Annotated in this window: 15 protein-coding genes and 1 riboswitch; of the genes, 4 read left to right on the top strand and 11 right to left on the bottom strand. The window is 50.9% G+C overall.

Annotated elements, in window-relative coordinates:
- Positions 1–15: 15 nt before the first annotated feature.
- The 7 genes from ctaG to NYE70_RS23275 all read right to left on the bottom strand — a co-directional run bounded on the left by ctaG (position 16) and on the right by NYE70_RS23275 (position 6,444).
- Positions 16–930 carry a cytochrome c oxidase assembly factor CtaG gene (gene ctaG / locus NYE70_RS23245; protein ID WP_341048474.1) on the bottom strand — a complete coding sequence of 305 codons (915 nt, stop codon included), beginning with the start codon at positions 928–930 and terminating at the stop codon, positions 16–18.
- Positions 931–1,032: 102 nt separating this feature from the next.
- Positions 1,033–1,353 (bottom strand): cytochrome C oxidase subunit IV family protein, encoded by a 321-nt coding sequence (locus NYE70_RS23250; RefSeq protein WP_213655562.1) that lies wholly within the window; start codon positions 1,351–1,353, stop codon positions 1,033–1,035.
- A gap of 3 nt (positions 1,354–1,356) precedes the next feature.
- Positions 1,357–1,986, bottom strand: coding sequence for a cytochrome (ubi)quinol oxidase subunit III (locus NYE70_RS23255; protein WP_213655563.1), 630 nt, complete (start codon positions 1,984–1,986; stop codon positions 1,357–1,359).
- Positions 1,983–3,833, bottom strand: a complete 1,851-nt coding sequence (gene ctaD / locus NYE70_RS23260; protein WP_211023926.1) for a cytochrome c oxidase subunit I — start codon at positions 3,831–3,833, stop codon at positions 1,983–1,985. Before ctaD ends, NYE70_RS23255 begins: the two co-directional genes overlap by 4 nt.
- A 94-nt stretch (positions 3,834–3,927) precedes the next feature.
- The gene (coxB, locus tag NYE70_RS23265) at positions 3,928–4,986 is read right to left on the bottom strand and encodes a cytochrome c oxidase subunit II (protein ID WP_341048476.1); all 1,059 of its coding nucleotides are present in this window, start codon (positions 4,984–4,986) and stop codon (positions 3,928–3,930) included.
- Positions 4,987–5,349: 363 nt separating this feature from the next.
- Entirely contained in the window at positions 5,350–6,105 is a 756-nt protein-coding gene (gene map / locus NYE70_RS23270; protein ID WP_445323862.1) for a type I methionyl aminopeptidase, read from the bottom strand.
- A gap of 150 nt (positions 6,106–6,255) precedes the next feature.
- On the bottom strand, positions 6,256–6,444 hold the full coding sequence (locus NYE70_RS23275; RefSeq protein ID WP_114498473.1) for a hypothetical protein: 189 nt from the start codon (positions 6,442–6,444) through the stop codon (positions 6,256–6,258).
- Positions 6,445–6,860: 416 nt separating this feature from the next.
- Between NYE70_RS23275 and NYE70_RS23280 the strand changes: the two genes are divergently transcribed.
- The 3 genes from NYE70_RS23280 to NYE70_RS23290 are packed head-to-tail and all read left to right on the top strand — an operon-like array spanning position 6,861 to position 9,387.
- Positions 6,861–7,814, top strand: coding sequence for a serine hydrolase domain-containing protein (locus NYE70_RS23280; RefSeq protein ID WP_341048480.1), 954 nt, complete (start codon positions 6,861–6,863; stop codon positions 7,812–7,814).
- A gap of 16 nt (positions 7,815–7,830) precedes the next feature.
- Entirely contained in the window at positions 7,831–9,006 is a 1,176-nt protein-coding gene (locus NYE70_RS23285; protein WP_341048482.1) for an MGDG synthase family glycosyltransferase, read from the top strand.
- 42 nt (positions 9,007–9,048) lie between these two features.
- Positions 9,049–9,387 (top strand): DUF4870 domain-containing protein, encoded by a 339-nt coding sequence (locus NYE70_RS23290; protein WP_211023808.1) that lies wholly within the window; start codon positions 9,049–9,051, stop codon positions 9,385–9,387.
- A 38-nt stretch (positions 9,388–9,425) separates the two neighbouring features.
- On the opposite strand, the gene NYE70_RS23295 is transcribed toward NYE70_RS23290, so the two are convergent.
- From NYE70_RS23295 to NYE70_RS23310, 4 genes are all read right to left on the bottom strand, one after another.
- Positions 9,426–10,760, bottom strand: a complete 1,335-nt coding sequence (locus NYE70_RS23295; protein ID WP_341048485.1) for a nucleobase:cation symporter-2 family protein — start codon at positions 10,758–10,760, stop codon at positions 9,426–9,428.
- A 79-nt stretch (positions 10,761–10,839) separates the two neighbouring features.
- Positions 10,840–11,430 (bottom strand): xanthine phosphoribosyltransferase, encoded by a 591-nt coding sequence (locus NYE70_RS23300; protein ID WP_341048486.1) that lies wholly within the window; start codon positions 11,428–11,430, stop codon positions 10,840–10,842.
- Between the two features lie 171 nt (positions 11,431–11,601).
- Positions 11,602–11,701, bottom strand: a riboswitch (purine riboswitch).
- A gap of 119 nt (positions 11,702–11,820) precedes the next feature.
- Positions 11,821–12,126, bottom strand: a complete 306-nt coding sequence (locus NYE70_RS23305; RefSeq protein ID WP_211023814.1) for a hypothetical protein — start codon at positions 12,124–12,126, stop codon at positions 11,821–11,823.
- A 325-nt stretch (positions 12,127–12,451) separates the two neighbouring features.
- Entirely contained in the window at positions 12,452–13,240 is a 789-nt protein-coding gene (locus NYE70_RS23310) for a zinc-ribbon domain-containing protein (protein ID WP_211023816.1), read from the bottom strand.
- A 218-nt stretch (positions 13,241–13,458) separates the two neighbouring features.
- Between NYE70_RS23310 and NYE70_RS23315 the strand changes: the two genes are divergently transcribed.
- Positions 13,459–13,830 carry a hypothetical protein gene (locus NYE70_RS23315; RefSeq protein WP_213655569.1) on the top strand — a complete coding sequence of 124 codons (372 nt, stop codon included), beginning with the start codon at positions 13,459–13,461 and terminating at the stop codon, positions 13,828–13,830.
- Positions 13,831–14,077 lie beyond the last annotated feature (247 nt).

Genomic DNA, 14,077 nt, shown 5'->3' on the forward strand with positions numbered 1-14,077 from the left:
ATGCTTCCATCAATATCAAATTTGATTCAGTTTTAAATCGTCGGGCAGCTGTTCGTCCTCTTCCTCACGGTTCTCCTGCCTGTACCACTGGAAGAATACGTAAGCCAGCATCGAAGCAAAGATGATCTCCTGAATGAATTTCATCAGAATGCCCCCGACCTGCTGGTCGATCCGCGGCTCCAGGTAGCCGAAGAACTCAGGTCCTCCAAAACGGTCAAGCAACATCGACGTATCACCGGGAATGCAGTATCCCATGGCCTTGGACCAAACGACAGGGTCGCTGTAGGTAGCATACAAGGTTTCCGGCGCAAAAATAATCAGTCCGCACGCAGGCGTCAGCAAGACCATATTGAGGAAGATGAAGCCCATCTTCTTCAAACCCTGCGCATCGCCGTGAGCCGGCAACGGTTTGACGAGCGTCCACCACATGAGCACCGCGGCTATGAACAGCACGATGTAATACAGGCGGTGAATCCCAAAATGAAGCATCACATAATCATGTACCACAGGCAGGTGATAAAAGGAAAACAGCCCGTTAAACACGACAGCGGCAACGACCGGGTGAGTCAAAAACTTCAGGCGGCGCAGCGGGCCCTTGCCAAGAAAGGACGAAACCCCGCGCCAGATCCACTCGGGAAGACCGAGCATCAGGAGCGGCGGGGCGACCAGATAAGACAGCGCCATGCTGATCATGTGGAAGCTGAACATCATATGCCCCAATAGTTCCACAGGCCCGCCCTGAGCCATATACAGCACGCCCATTCCCAGCACGAATAAAACCTTTTTACCGGCGGATACAGGCTTTCCTTGTCCGAATTTCTCGTTAAGCGGTCCCGTCAGCACCAAATAACCCGCCGTGATGAGCAGCATGACCGCCAAAAATACAGGACTCCAAACATCCGCAAATTTAAAGTATTCTAACCCCAGCACGCTTAACCCTCCCTCCGTCGCTTTGTTTTTCTGTCCAATTTGTGAACTGGCCCATAATAGGAAGAAAGAGGCGGCTTGATATCAAGCCCACCTCTTTGTATTCTACCACCACATCCAATATAGCGCGGCAATAATCGCAAGTCCTGCGACAAAAAATCCTCCGGCCATGAATAAGATTGGCATCATATGGCCTTTATCTTTCAAATGCATCCAGTACCCGAGCTGGACCAGTACCTGAAGTACTGCCATCACCAGCAGGAGCAGCACCGTAAACGCGATGTTGACGCCGCCGGCGGCCACTGTAGCGAAGGCGATCAAGGTCAGGATGATAGAGAAGACGAAAGCAATAATATGCTTTTGCGGTCCCTCATGACGATGGCGGTGCTTAACCGCGCTTCCGTCGTTCAAATCGTGGTTTGTCATCTTTTACCCTACCACCTTTCCGAGCAGGTAAACCACCGTGAAGATGAATACCCACACGACGTCGATAAAGTGCCAGTACATAGCGGATACGTATACTTTCGGTGCCGTAACCACGGTCAATCCTTTCTTGAACAACTGTCCGATCAAAATCGAAATCCAGAGAATCCCGAACAATACGTGCGCCCCGTGAAACCCGACGAGTGTATAGAACGCCGAGCTGAACGCACTCGTGGTCATTCCATAATCATCGTGAATTATATACTCCGCGAACTCGTATATTTCCAGAGCCAGGAACGCAAGACCTAGCAATACGGTAAGTCCGAGCCAACGAACCAACGATGTCCGGTTGCCCCGATGCATCGCCTGAATTGCAAAGACGCTCGTCAAGCTGCTGACTAGCAGGATGAACGTAGCGGCCGCGGTAATCGGCAGACTGAACAATTCGCTTGCGGAAGGCCCATCGGCCACTTGATTCCGAAGCGTCAGGAAGGTAGCGAACAGGGTTCCGAACAATACCGCCTCGCCCCCAAGAAAGAGCCAGAAGCCAAGCACTTTGTTGCGTCCTTCCAGCGTCGCTTTCTCCGGTTCATGGGGAAGCGCGCTGGAAGCCTGTTGTGCATGAGGTGTCGTCATGCTTTTACCCCCTTGTCGTTCAATTCTTCGGGTTCAACATGCCAGCCGTGATCGTCGAAGAGCGAGCGAAGCAGCATGGAACCGAAAGTAATTGCCAGGCCGATGCCTGTAATAATGTAGTTGCCGAACAGGAAGTTCAGCAAGCTGTTGCCAAAGTCGTCATTCGTGAACATGAAGCCGAGACCGGCGATGAACAATCCAACCGACATGACGAACGGTAAAATCGTCGGGGACGGCATATGAATCGGACCGACCGGTTCAGCAGGCGTCATTTCTTTATTGCCGGCCATCTTTTCTTTCCAGAAAGCATCGATTCCGCGAACAAGCGGAGTCTGCTTGAAGTTATATTCAGGCGGAGGCGAAGGAATCGCCCATTCCAGCGTACGTCCGTCTTTCCACACGTCGCCGTCCACGCCTTTCGGTTGCTTGAACGAAATTGCAATATTGATCAGGAAGACAATAACGCCAACGCCCATCAGGAACGCCCCGATTGTACTGATCAAGTTCATCAGGTCAAAGCCCTGATTCGGCAAATACGTAAATACGCGGCGTTGCATCCCGATAAGACCAAGGAAATGCTGGATGAAGAACGTCAAATGGAAACCGATGATGAACGTCCAGAATTCCAATTTGCCGAGTCCTTCATTCAATACGCGCCCGAACATTTTCGGCCACCAATAATGCAACCCGGCGAACAAGCCGAGTACCAGACCACCAACGATAACATAGTGGAAATGCGCTACTACGAAATACGTATCATGGTATTGATAATCCGCCGGCGCCGAGGCGAGCATCACCCCGGTTACCCCGCCCATTACGAAAGTCGGGATAAATCCGGCAGCAAACAAATTAGCCGTATTGAAAGTAATTTGTCCGCCCCACATTGTAAACAGCCAGTTGAAGATCTTGATCCCTGTCGGAACCGCGATCAGCATCGTCGCGATGGAGAACAGGGCGTTCGCCACCGGTCCCATACCTGTCGTGAACATGTGATGCGCCCAAACCATGAAGCCCAGGAAGGCGATCAGGATCGTAGCGAATACCATCGAGCTGTATCCGAACAGGCGCTTGCGCGAGAAGGTACTGACTACCTCGGAGATAATCCCGAACGCTGGCAGAATCAGTATGTAAACCTCAGGGTGACCGAAAATCCAGAAAATATGCTGCCACAATACCGGGTTCCCGCCCTGGGCAACATCGAAGAAGTTTGCACCAAGGATCCGGTCGAAGGTCAGCAAGACGAGACCAACTGTGACTGCCGGGAATGCGAACAAAATCATGGCCGAAGTGACAAAAGCGGTCCATGTGAACATCGGCATACGCATAAAGGACATACCCGGTGCACGCATCGTAATAATCGTCGCCAGGAAGTTAATCCCCCCGATCAGCGTACCGAGACCGGCGATTTGCAGACCGATCGTGTAGAAGTCCACCCCGTGAGTCGTACTATACGTCGAGGATGACAGCGGCGTATAAGAAGTCCATCCGGCATCCGGAGCACCGCCCATAACCCAGCTAAGGTTAAGCAGCAGTCCGCCGAACAGAAATGTCCAGAACCCGAGAGAGTTCAAGAAAGGGAACGCTACGTCCCGCGCCCCGATTTGAAGCGGTACTACCGCGTTCATGAGGGCGAAGATAATAGGCATAACCCCTAGGAAAATCATGGTCGTTCCGTGCATCGTAATCAATTCGTTAAATTGCTGGGCTGTTACGAAATCATTCATAGGTTTGGCAAGCTGTACCCGGATCATCAGCGCCTCAATCCCGCCGATGCCGAAGAACAATCCGCCCGCTACCAAATACAGGATAGCGATTTTCTTGTGATCGACCGTTGTAAGCCAATCCATCAAACCCTTGTGCCGCTTGACACTGTGAGCGTGAGCCAAGGTTTGTACCCCCTTTAAGTTCCTATACCATCAATGCCGCCAGAGGCACCAAAGATTAATATGATAATTTGTAATCGGCCAGATATTGGGCAATGGCGTCGATTTCCTCATCCGTAAGTCCAAGATCCTCTTTCGGCTGAGGCATTTTGTTGCCTGGCTTCACCTTTTGCGGATCGGTCAGCCATTCAACCATATTATCCTTCACCGGCTTGCCTCCGACCGGTTTCCCGGAACCTTCCTCGTTGAGCAAAATGCTGGCTACGGATTCCCTGCCGCCTATACCCGTAAGGTTTGGTCCGACAGGACCGCCTTGGTCGCCTACAGCGTGGCAAGTCAAACATTGATTCTTGAACACTTCGGCAACGGCCGGATCTTCCGGCAGCACCGCAGGCGCCTTCATGGATTCCACCCAAGCTTTGAAGGAATCCTCACTGACCGCCTTCACTTTAAATTCCATGAATGCGTGCGAAGGGCCGCAAAGCTCCGCGCACTTTCCTAGATAGACGCCTTCTTTCTTGGCTTCAAACCAGGCATTGTTGATAGTTCCGTCCGTATTGGTATCGGTTTTACCCGCCAGAGACGGCACCCAGAACGAATGCAGCACGTCGGCTGTTTTCAGTTCAAGCGCGATTTTCTTACCAGTCGGAATAATCAAGTCCTGAGCGGTGGTCACGCCATATTCCGGATAGGAAAATTCCCACCAGAACAAATGGGAAGTAACCTTCACCTTGACCGCATTCTTGTCGTTAGAATAATTTTCTCCATACGCAAACACTTTTTGAACGGTTGCAACGGCCAAAATCAGTACCAGTACGAGCGGAATAGCCGTCCAGATGATTTCCAGCTTAAAATTGCCCTCCACTTGCTTTGGAACATCGGTTTGTCCCGGTTTCCGGCGGAATTTAATCCAAACATAAGCTGCAATCCCGAACACAATGATCATGACCGCCACCATGATCGTGATCGAAAGTTTAATCAAACCCAATTGTCCCTCAGCTACCGTACCCTGTGGTCTGAGCACCGACAAGTCCTCACGGCCGCATGCGGACAACAATAGCGCTAGCCCGACAAACAGAGGTACGAGCCGCTTTACAGCCTTCCACGGTTTCATCATTGATCTACCCCACTTTTCCGTTTTCTTCCGGTTATGTACAGGCATTTGGCATATCCAGTTAAATACTACCTGCCCTATCACGGAAACTGTATTCCTGTCAATTAAAACAATCACCTATTAAATATATGATTGAACCCCTCCTTTGTCAATGATTCAAGGGGAGTTCACAAATTGTTCAAAAAGCCGGAGAGGCGCATCACAAAAGGGTTTGCGAACGTTTTCACCTATGGATTACCCGCCCGCTTGACTCCTGAACCGAATCTGTTCCTGCAGGATTTCAGCGAGATGTACTCTTCATTCATTTTTGACATTTCCTCAAACTTTATTAACAAATTCAAAAAAAAAGAGAGCATCGCTCTCTTTTCAGGACGTAAGGATCACTGGACCTTCTTCCAGAATTGCCAAAGTATGTTCATAATGCGCTCCCAAACTGCCGTCTGCCGAACGAATCGTCCAGCCGTCATTGTCCCAAAACACCGCTCCGGTTTCGCCAAGCGTAAAAATCGGCTCTATGGTAATGACCATCCCCGGCTGAAGCTTCGCTCCGGTATGCGGCCGCCCGAAGTTGGGCACATCCGGCGGCTCGTGCATCCGCTGACCGATTCCGTGTCCGATGAGCGGTTTAACAATGCCGATGCCCGCTTCCTGCGCAACTCGCTGGACCGCATATCCGATATCGCCGACGCGATTACCCGGCAGCGCCTGCCCGATTCCGGCAAAGAGCGCCTTCTCGGTCGTCTTTAGAAGGCGCTCTGCCTCGGGGCTAACCTCCCCAACCCGGTAAGACCATGCCGAATCGGCGAGCCATCCCTTCTTGTTGACGACCATATCGATCGTAACGATATCTCCCTTTTGCAACTTCTGGTCTCCGGGAAAACCATGACAAACTACTTCGTTAATTGAAGCGCAGGTGGCGTAAGGAAATCCCCGATATCCTTTCTGTTCGGGAGTCGCTCCTTTTCCGGCAAGAAAGGACTCGACGAAGGAATCGATTTCCGCCGTCGTGATGCCCGGAGCGATCAGCTTGGCAATCTCTCCGTGGCATTCGGCCAATATCGAACCCGCTTCGCGAATGCGCGCAATTTCTTCTTTGGACTTTAAATTGATTTTCAAATGCATAAACTCCCTTCGCGGCACTTAGCTGCAGACCTAGAAAAATAAATTCATAATACTCTAATATATGTAGAATTCGGAATCCAATGAAAAAACGCCCCGGCTTCAGCCGGGACGGTAGCTACCCCATTTGATTTCAATGTTTTCCACAATGTATCAAGAGACGGATGAGTCCAGCTTGCCCATCTCCATTTCCACCAGATGAGTCAATTCTTCCTCATAACCTCCGGTAATCCGGTATTTACGGACGTATTCCTTCACGAACTTTTTCGGGTCTTTCGGTTTGAATATCCGGGTCATCTCCCGCAAACTTTCCTTCACCTCATTGTGACCTTTCGTTGCCATACCAAATTCCCTCCCAGAACGATTCTAGTTCAATGCTCCGATCTCGAGAATGCGTAACAAGCAGTAATTCATGAAGTAGCTCGCGGTCGAACCTGTTTAGCTGGCGCATGACACTATACATACCCGAACGAATTGCCGATGAATCATGCACGTTAAGGACAGCGTCTTGCAAATTGTATTCCGGTCTTAACGAATACCATTTGTGGAAAAGACCTCTACCTCCCATATTGTAACATATTCAGCTTGTTGTTACAGCTTTCTTCCAAATACCTATTTCTTTAACGCTTAAAATTTTTGTTATTTGGATTTGTCCGGGCTGGTTAAGATAAGGTTAGATCGAAATAATTTTGCGCCCCCGTCCCATTTAATCCGGGGTTAATCTAACTGCTGTACACTCGATTGGAGGGCATGTGCCAATGAACTCCGCAATCGCAGATAACGCATTTTTGCCTGCCGATAAAGCCATTTGTAAAAGCTATCCCGGTATACGCAGCTTTCTCGTCGCGCAAGAAGGAACCATAAGATTTGAAAACTACTACAATGGATATCATTCCTTGACGCTGCATGACCTCAGGTCCGCGACCAAGAGCGTGATATCCTTACTGCTCGGAATCGCCGAAGCGCAGGGTCGTTTGCCCGGTCTCGACCGTCCGGTCTGGGACAGTGTCAAGGAGCATGCGCCGCAGCGTCCAGATCCCAAATGGGCGGAACTGACGCTGCGGGAACTGCTGACGATGACAACGGGTCTATACTGGCAAACCGGCCCCCGACTAGGGGAACGGTTTATCCGGCGCTTCCATCAGAGCCGCAGATGGGCCGACTTTATTTTGCGGCTTCCGGTAGTACCGGAGCGGCGCGGAACCTTTCAGTACTGCAGCGCCGGCTCCCATTTACTCTCGATACTGCTTACGAAATGGACAGGGTTTAGCGCGCTTGAATATGCGAGCCGGTACTTATTCCGCCCCCTGGAAATATCCCGTGTTGCCTGGGGCAGCAGTCCGGAGGGACATTCCAGCGGACACATCGGGCTTCACATGACGGCGCGCGATATGCTGAAAATCGGCCTTCTCTGCCTGGGAAAAGGAACATGGGAAGGCCGGAGCTTGCTGTCCGCTCATTGGCTGGATGAATCCATGGCACCCCACTGTACCCCATTTAACAATTATGGGCGATACGGGTTTCATTGGTGGAGCGCGGAAAGCGGCGGAACGCAATACAGTTACGCCCATGGTCATGGAGGTCAGCAAATTTATGTAATTTCCGAACTGGAAGCCGTCGTCGTGTTCACCTCGGAGAGCCGGGTCAACCGGTTTAAAAACCCGAAGGGCTTGCTGGAAAAATTCATTTTACCCGCGCTCCAAAAAACGTGAACAGGAGGAATCTCCATTGATCGATAAACCTCCCAAAATCATGATTCTGTACGCAAGCTACGGAGACGGGCATCTGCGCGCCTCCAAAGCGGTAGAGACATGCTTTCACAGCAAAGGGATCAAGGATGTCGTGTTGCTCGATTTGTTGGCAGAAGCGCATCCAATGCTGAACGAACTGACGAAATTCATCTATTTAAGCAGCTTCAAGGTGCTTCCGGCCGTCTACGGAGCCGCTTATGAAATAACGAAGGATCTTCCGCCCAGGGCTTCCTTTCTGCGGGCGCTGAATTTCTTTGGAACAGGAAAGCTGAAAGAGGCTCTCCATCTGCACGAACCCGACCTTGTTATCCATACCTTTCCTCAAATGACCTTGCCGGGCATGATCAAGAAAACGGGCAGGAGCCTGCCGCTCGTCAACATCATCACCGATTTCGATGTTCATGCCAGATGGCTTCATCCGGAAATAGACCGGTATTATGTAGCAACCGAGGATATGAAAAGAGAAATGATAAACCGCGGAATAACCGGGGATCGCGTCCTTGCCAGCGGCATCCCCCTGCGGCCCGATTTTTGCCATCTTTCCGAGGAGACGGCCGAATTCCGTACAAAGCTGAATCCAGACAAGAAAACCGTGCTGCTCATGGCCGGAGCCTACGGTGTCATGCAAGGAAACCGGGATATCTGCAGGACGCTTTTGGAAAAAGGCGATTATCAAATCTTGGCGGTCTGTGGACGAAACAGGGAATTGTACAAGGATCTGGAATCCCGGTTCGGCGAACATCCGGACTTTCACTTATTCGGATTTGTGCAAGAAGTTTCTCTCTTGATGCAGGCCAGCGACTGCATTATTACGAAGCCCGGGGGAATCACGCTGTCGGAAGCGCTGGCCTGCCGGCTGCCGATTTTCCTCTATCGGCCCGTTCCCGGCCAGGAGCTTAACAATGCCCGCTATCTGCACAATAAGGGCATCGCCTTCATTGCGGAGGACGCTCCGTCGCTTTGCCAGGGGATCGATGCTCTGCTCCTTGACGAAGACCGTCTATCCCTCGTCCGGGCAGAAATGGAAAACCTCCGCAGGCCGGAAGCCGCGGAGGTCATTGTAAACGATATTCTGGATAAATGGTTCAGGTCAGAGACCCGTAATGCGCCTGTCGAAATCGGTTCTGCCCGCCCTAGGCTCGTCATACATTGAGACTATGGAAGGTTATCCGTTATTGGAAAGCAGGTGTTTACCGTGTCCCATTTCAAGTCTTCGACAGGCCTGTCCGAGAATTTCGCCGGATTTCTATGTTATTTGTTTGCCTTCGTGGGCGGCATCGCCTTTCTGGCCATAGAACGCAGAAGCCGCTTCGTGCTCTTCCATGCCTTGCAGTCCGTCATTCTGTTTGCCGGATTGATGGTCTTCCATGCCTTGGCCGGCTTTTTGCCGATCATCGGCATCGTGGTAGGCCTGCTCCTTTCCCTGCTGGGTCTGGTGCTCTGGCTTATTCTTATGCTGGCTGCGCTGCAAGGAAAATGGTTGAAGCTCCCCTGGATCGGAGAATTGGCAGAAAAACAGTTAAACCGCATGTAATTCAGGCTTACCGCACGGCCTATCGATGTTAAGGGCGGCTATTCCTCCGTCACGGGAGCCTGTTTCCGTTGGCCGCCCTTCAATCCGTTAAACAGCAGGTTCATTACAATCGCGGTAAAGCTTCCCGCCACGATGCCGTTATCGACCAAAATGCGAAGCCAGGCCGGCAAAGCATCAAAAATTTGCGGCACGACCGTAACGCCGAGACCCATACCTACCGAGCAAGCAATAATAAGCAGATTCTCATGCCGGTTGAGATCCACTTGATCGCCAAGCATCCGGATTCCTGAGGACAGCACCAGACCGAACAACGCGATCATCGCTCCGCCAAGCACGGAAGTAGGGACGAGTTGGGTCAGGGCCGCAATTTTCGGGACAAAGCCGATCAGAACCAGCAAACTGCCGGCAACGACGATAACATCCCGGGTTTTGACCTTGCTCATTTGGATGAGCCCAACATTTTGCGAATAAGTCGTATATGGAAATGAATTAAAAAGACCGCCGAGCATGATGGCAAGGCCTTCGGCGCGGTAACCGCGCGAAAGGTCTTTCGAAGTGATATCCTTATCCACGATTTTACCAAGCGCCATAAATACCCCGGTGGACTCCGCCACGCTGACGATGGCGACAAGGATCATCGTTAAGATGGCAGAGGCGTGAAACGTCGGAACTCCAAAATAAAACGGCTGGACCATATGGAACCAACTCGCTTCCTTCAGGGGCGTTATATCGACTTTGCCCATCATAGCCGCTACCAGCGTCCCTGCAATCAATCCGATCAGAACGGAAATGGATTGCAGGAATCCCTTGGCGAACCGGTTCATCAATATAACGAAGATAAGTACCCCGAAGCCGAGAGCAAGATTGGCCGGACTCCCGAAATCGGGCTTAGTGGCATCACCGCCGCCAAGGTCGGTCAGCGCCACAGGAATCAAGGTGACCCCGATAATCGTAACCACCGAGCCGGTAACGACCGGCGGGAAGAAAGCGATCAGCTTGCCGAACAATCCGGAGAACAGGAACACGAACAACCCGGAGGCGATGATCGCCCCGTAGATTGCCGTTACGCCCATCCCCTCTGCTCCTCCGATAGCAATCATCGGTGAGACAGCCTGGAACGCGCAGCCTAGCATAACCGGCAGCCCGATGCCGAAGAAACGGTTACCCCAAACCTGCAATAAGGTCGCTACCCCGCAAGCAAGCAGGTCAATCGAAATCAGGTAAGTCAATTGCTGATGAGAAAATTCGAGTGCCCCGCCGACAATCAGCGGTACGATGACTGCTCCCGCATACATAGCCAATACATGCTGGATTCCCAGCGAAAACGTTTTGAACGGGTGCCGGTTTCTTTGAAAAATACGCTCGCGTTCCATCTAAATATGGCTCCTCCCCATGGTGACTCATGATATCTGTCTGTTTTTTAGACTCCTATGTTATATGGCCTTGTTATCGTTATATGCTTTCATGCACTTCATCAACAAAAGTAACCGTTCCGTTCTCCAGGGAAGCGATACGAACCAGCGAATCGACGCGGTAGCCCGCTTCTCCCAACAATCGGGCGCCCGGCTGGAACGATTTTTCGATCACTATTCCGATGCCTGCCACACTCGCCCCTACCTGCTCCGCGATCCGGGCCAAACCGAACGCCGCTTCCCCGTTAGCCAGGAAATCGTCGATGATCAGCACGCGGTCCCCGGGAAGCAAAAACTTTTTCGACACCGTAATTTCATTAGTCTCCCGTTTGGTGAACGAGTACACCTTTTCGACCAGAATATCGTCTTTCAAAGTAAGCGATTTATGCTTTCGGGCGAAGATCATCGGTACCCCAAGCTCCAAAGACGTCATGATTGCCGGGGCAATCCCCGACGATTCAATCGTCAACACTTTAGTTATGCCTTCTCCGGCAAATCTCCGGGCGAACTCACTCCCTACTTCCCTCATCAGTACCGGATCCATTTGATGATTCAGAAAAGAATCCACTTTGAGCACCTGATTCCCGAGCACGATGCCCTCCGTCATCACTTTGTCTCTCAACAATTTCATTTGGCGTTTCCTCCTCGTGTTATTGCTTGATGCTATTAAAAATAATTGGGTTTACAGCATGAAAAGCCCATTTCCCATACCGGAAAATGGACTGACAAAAGGCAAAAAAACAGGCTGCGCCACGCTGTTCAACCCGAGCCGTCGAGACAAGCCCGTCGACCGGCAACCGCCACAACCATGAATTTTGCCCGTAGTCCGATCATTCCGGTGATCGGGTAGAGACATGCAGGCCTATTCCTGCACATATACGAGAAAATATATGAAAACAAATGTCGATTTTCATGCAATGTTAGAAGTATAACGCAAACCGGGCCGGGAAATAAAGAGGAAATTTTTTATTCCCGGACTCTTATAGTGCGAGTACAAAAAGTAATTCAAGATTCGAACCTCTTATATCGGTCTGGACTCTCCTTGGAGGAAATTGCCTAGCAAAGAACGCAGTTCCGTATCCTCCTTGTAGCTCTTCACTCCCGTATCAAGACGCCGAATCCGTATTTTACTGTAATTTGCCCCGGCCTCTACCGGTTTGAACACCAGATTATCCCTGTCTTCCAGACGGAGCTTATAACCCATTTCCTCGAACATCGTCAGAAAGTCCCTTTCGGACGGCACCTGGCCTTCCTTTAAAAAGATCAAACCTCGCAATTCTTTGATTTCATTCGGATGATGTACCTCAAAGTGAACAATGCATTCCATGGTTCAAGCTCTCCCTTCATTCTGATTCTAAACTTAAGCGTTCCCCCGCCGGCGTTGCCTCATCCCGAAGACTGCGCAAAAGAAGTGCGTGTTCAAAAAGTAATTCAAGACTCGACGTCGAGTCCGCATCCTGATCTACTTCGTCGTGGAAAGATGACCTTTTGAACAACCTCTAAACGGGTAAAACGCAAGCGGCACGGTGCAAGAGAATAATCTCTGCTCCCCGTGCCGGCGGAAAAACTGCGCCTAATTCCTACTACGGATCATACCGCAGATTGCATGGCGCCACTTATTACAACTTGGTGAATCTTTTGAATACGAAGCTTTAGATTTGCTCAGCGCCGCAATGCGGGCACCATTTCGTCCCCTTGACCAGGGCGGCGGAGCAGATTTGGCAATCTGCCGTCGGGATCCCGGTTTCCATCGAGGATGAAACTTGCTCACGCGGCTTTTCTACGTCCTCTTTCCAGGTACGGATACGACGGTCCAGTTCCTCCTGGCGCTCCCGTTCCCGTTCCAGTTCACGCAAACGCCGCTCTTCATGCTCCCGGTCCACAGGAGGCTGCTGCTCCTTAGGTTCTTTATAAATGAGGGTCTCATCCGTCACAGGCCCCTCGTACAAAGAAAGCGGATTGATAGGCGTCTTGGCTTCCTTGACCGGTTCCGGCTCTCTTGGATACTCCCTTGAATACTCTTCTGAAGGCTCTTTCGAAGGCTCACGTTCAGGCTCATTCACCCGACTCGCCGGCGCGGGCTTCGGTTTCTCCAGCTTATGGCCGCAGTATTGGCAGAACAGCGCATCCTCTGTAATCGCTTTGCCGCAAGCCCCGCACAAACGTTCATTTTTCAGTTCGGCGATTTTGGCCCGGATTTCATCCCGCTCCTCCGACAGCAGATCGCAGGTTTTGGCGAGCTCTACCATTTCCTTTTCCGCGTTGGACATATCCTTACGGGTATACCCTTCATAGAAAGCCTCGCCCATCCTTTGAAAATAAAGCCCCATCTCTCGTTCGATATTCGAAATTTGTGTGTTCAGACGCCCGATTTCCACGGCATTTTGCGCGCGGTCGGTCACTTTCCCAGCACCGTCTCTAATTCGCTGTAAAAAATTCATGACTGAAGTCCTCCCATTCATCTGCTTCCTCCTAAGTCATCCGCAAGGAAGCTATTTACCCTTTTCAATAGTTTAAACAGTTAGTATAAATATGAATTCTAGAAGTTATCATACCAGATTTACAGCTTCTGTGAAAATCAGTCCTTTGATTCACAAGAATAGGCTCCGTGTAAAAAAGAGTAGAATCGCATCCCATCCAAGAGAGGAGGAATCGGCAAGTGACCATCCCAAGAACCCCATACTATGTATCCGTTACGCACCGGCTCATTCAGGAAGTGCCGAACGATTCTACCGAGTTCGAAGTGCTTCTTGACGAAGAAGAGCTGACCTTGCTCCGGGATAAAATCGCCGGGCTGCATGACGAAGACGAATACACCTTAAAACGCGCACCAGTGCCGTTCAAATCCGCGGACCATGACGAGGCTCCGGAACAGTTCAACCGACAGCTGACCGAACTTTACGTACTCCTTTACCGGACCGGAAGCGAGCGGACCCGCAAGGCCATCATGGACATGGGCGTACTGAACAACCTGTCAAATACGGACTACAATCATCCCGGATACGGCGAAGGCTCGCCCTTGAACAAATAACGTGCATTCCGGTTGGAGCGGTATCAAATCGGGAAAGCTGTCTTGGGGAGTTGGATAACTACCCCTAGGCGGCTTTTTTGCTGTGTTATGGTGCCGTTGACGGAGGTTTCCCCTCTATTTCTCATCATAGATGAGATGGCGTTAAATTAGACCCAAAAAATCCCCCTAATTATATACACCCCCATTAAAGATTGAATCTTATTTTGAAATCTACAAGCCGATCACGTTACAATAAGAAATAGGTACG

The organism is Paenibacillus sp. FSL R5-0407, from assembly GCF_038009185.1.
GTDB classification, from domain to species: Bacteria; Bacillota; Bacilli; order Paenibacillales; family Paenibacillaceae; genus Fontibacillus; species Fontibacillus vini.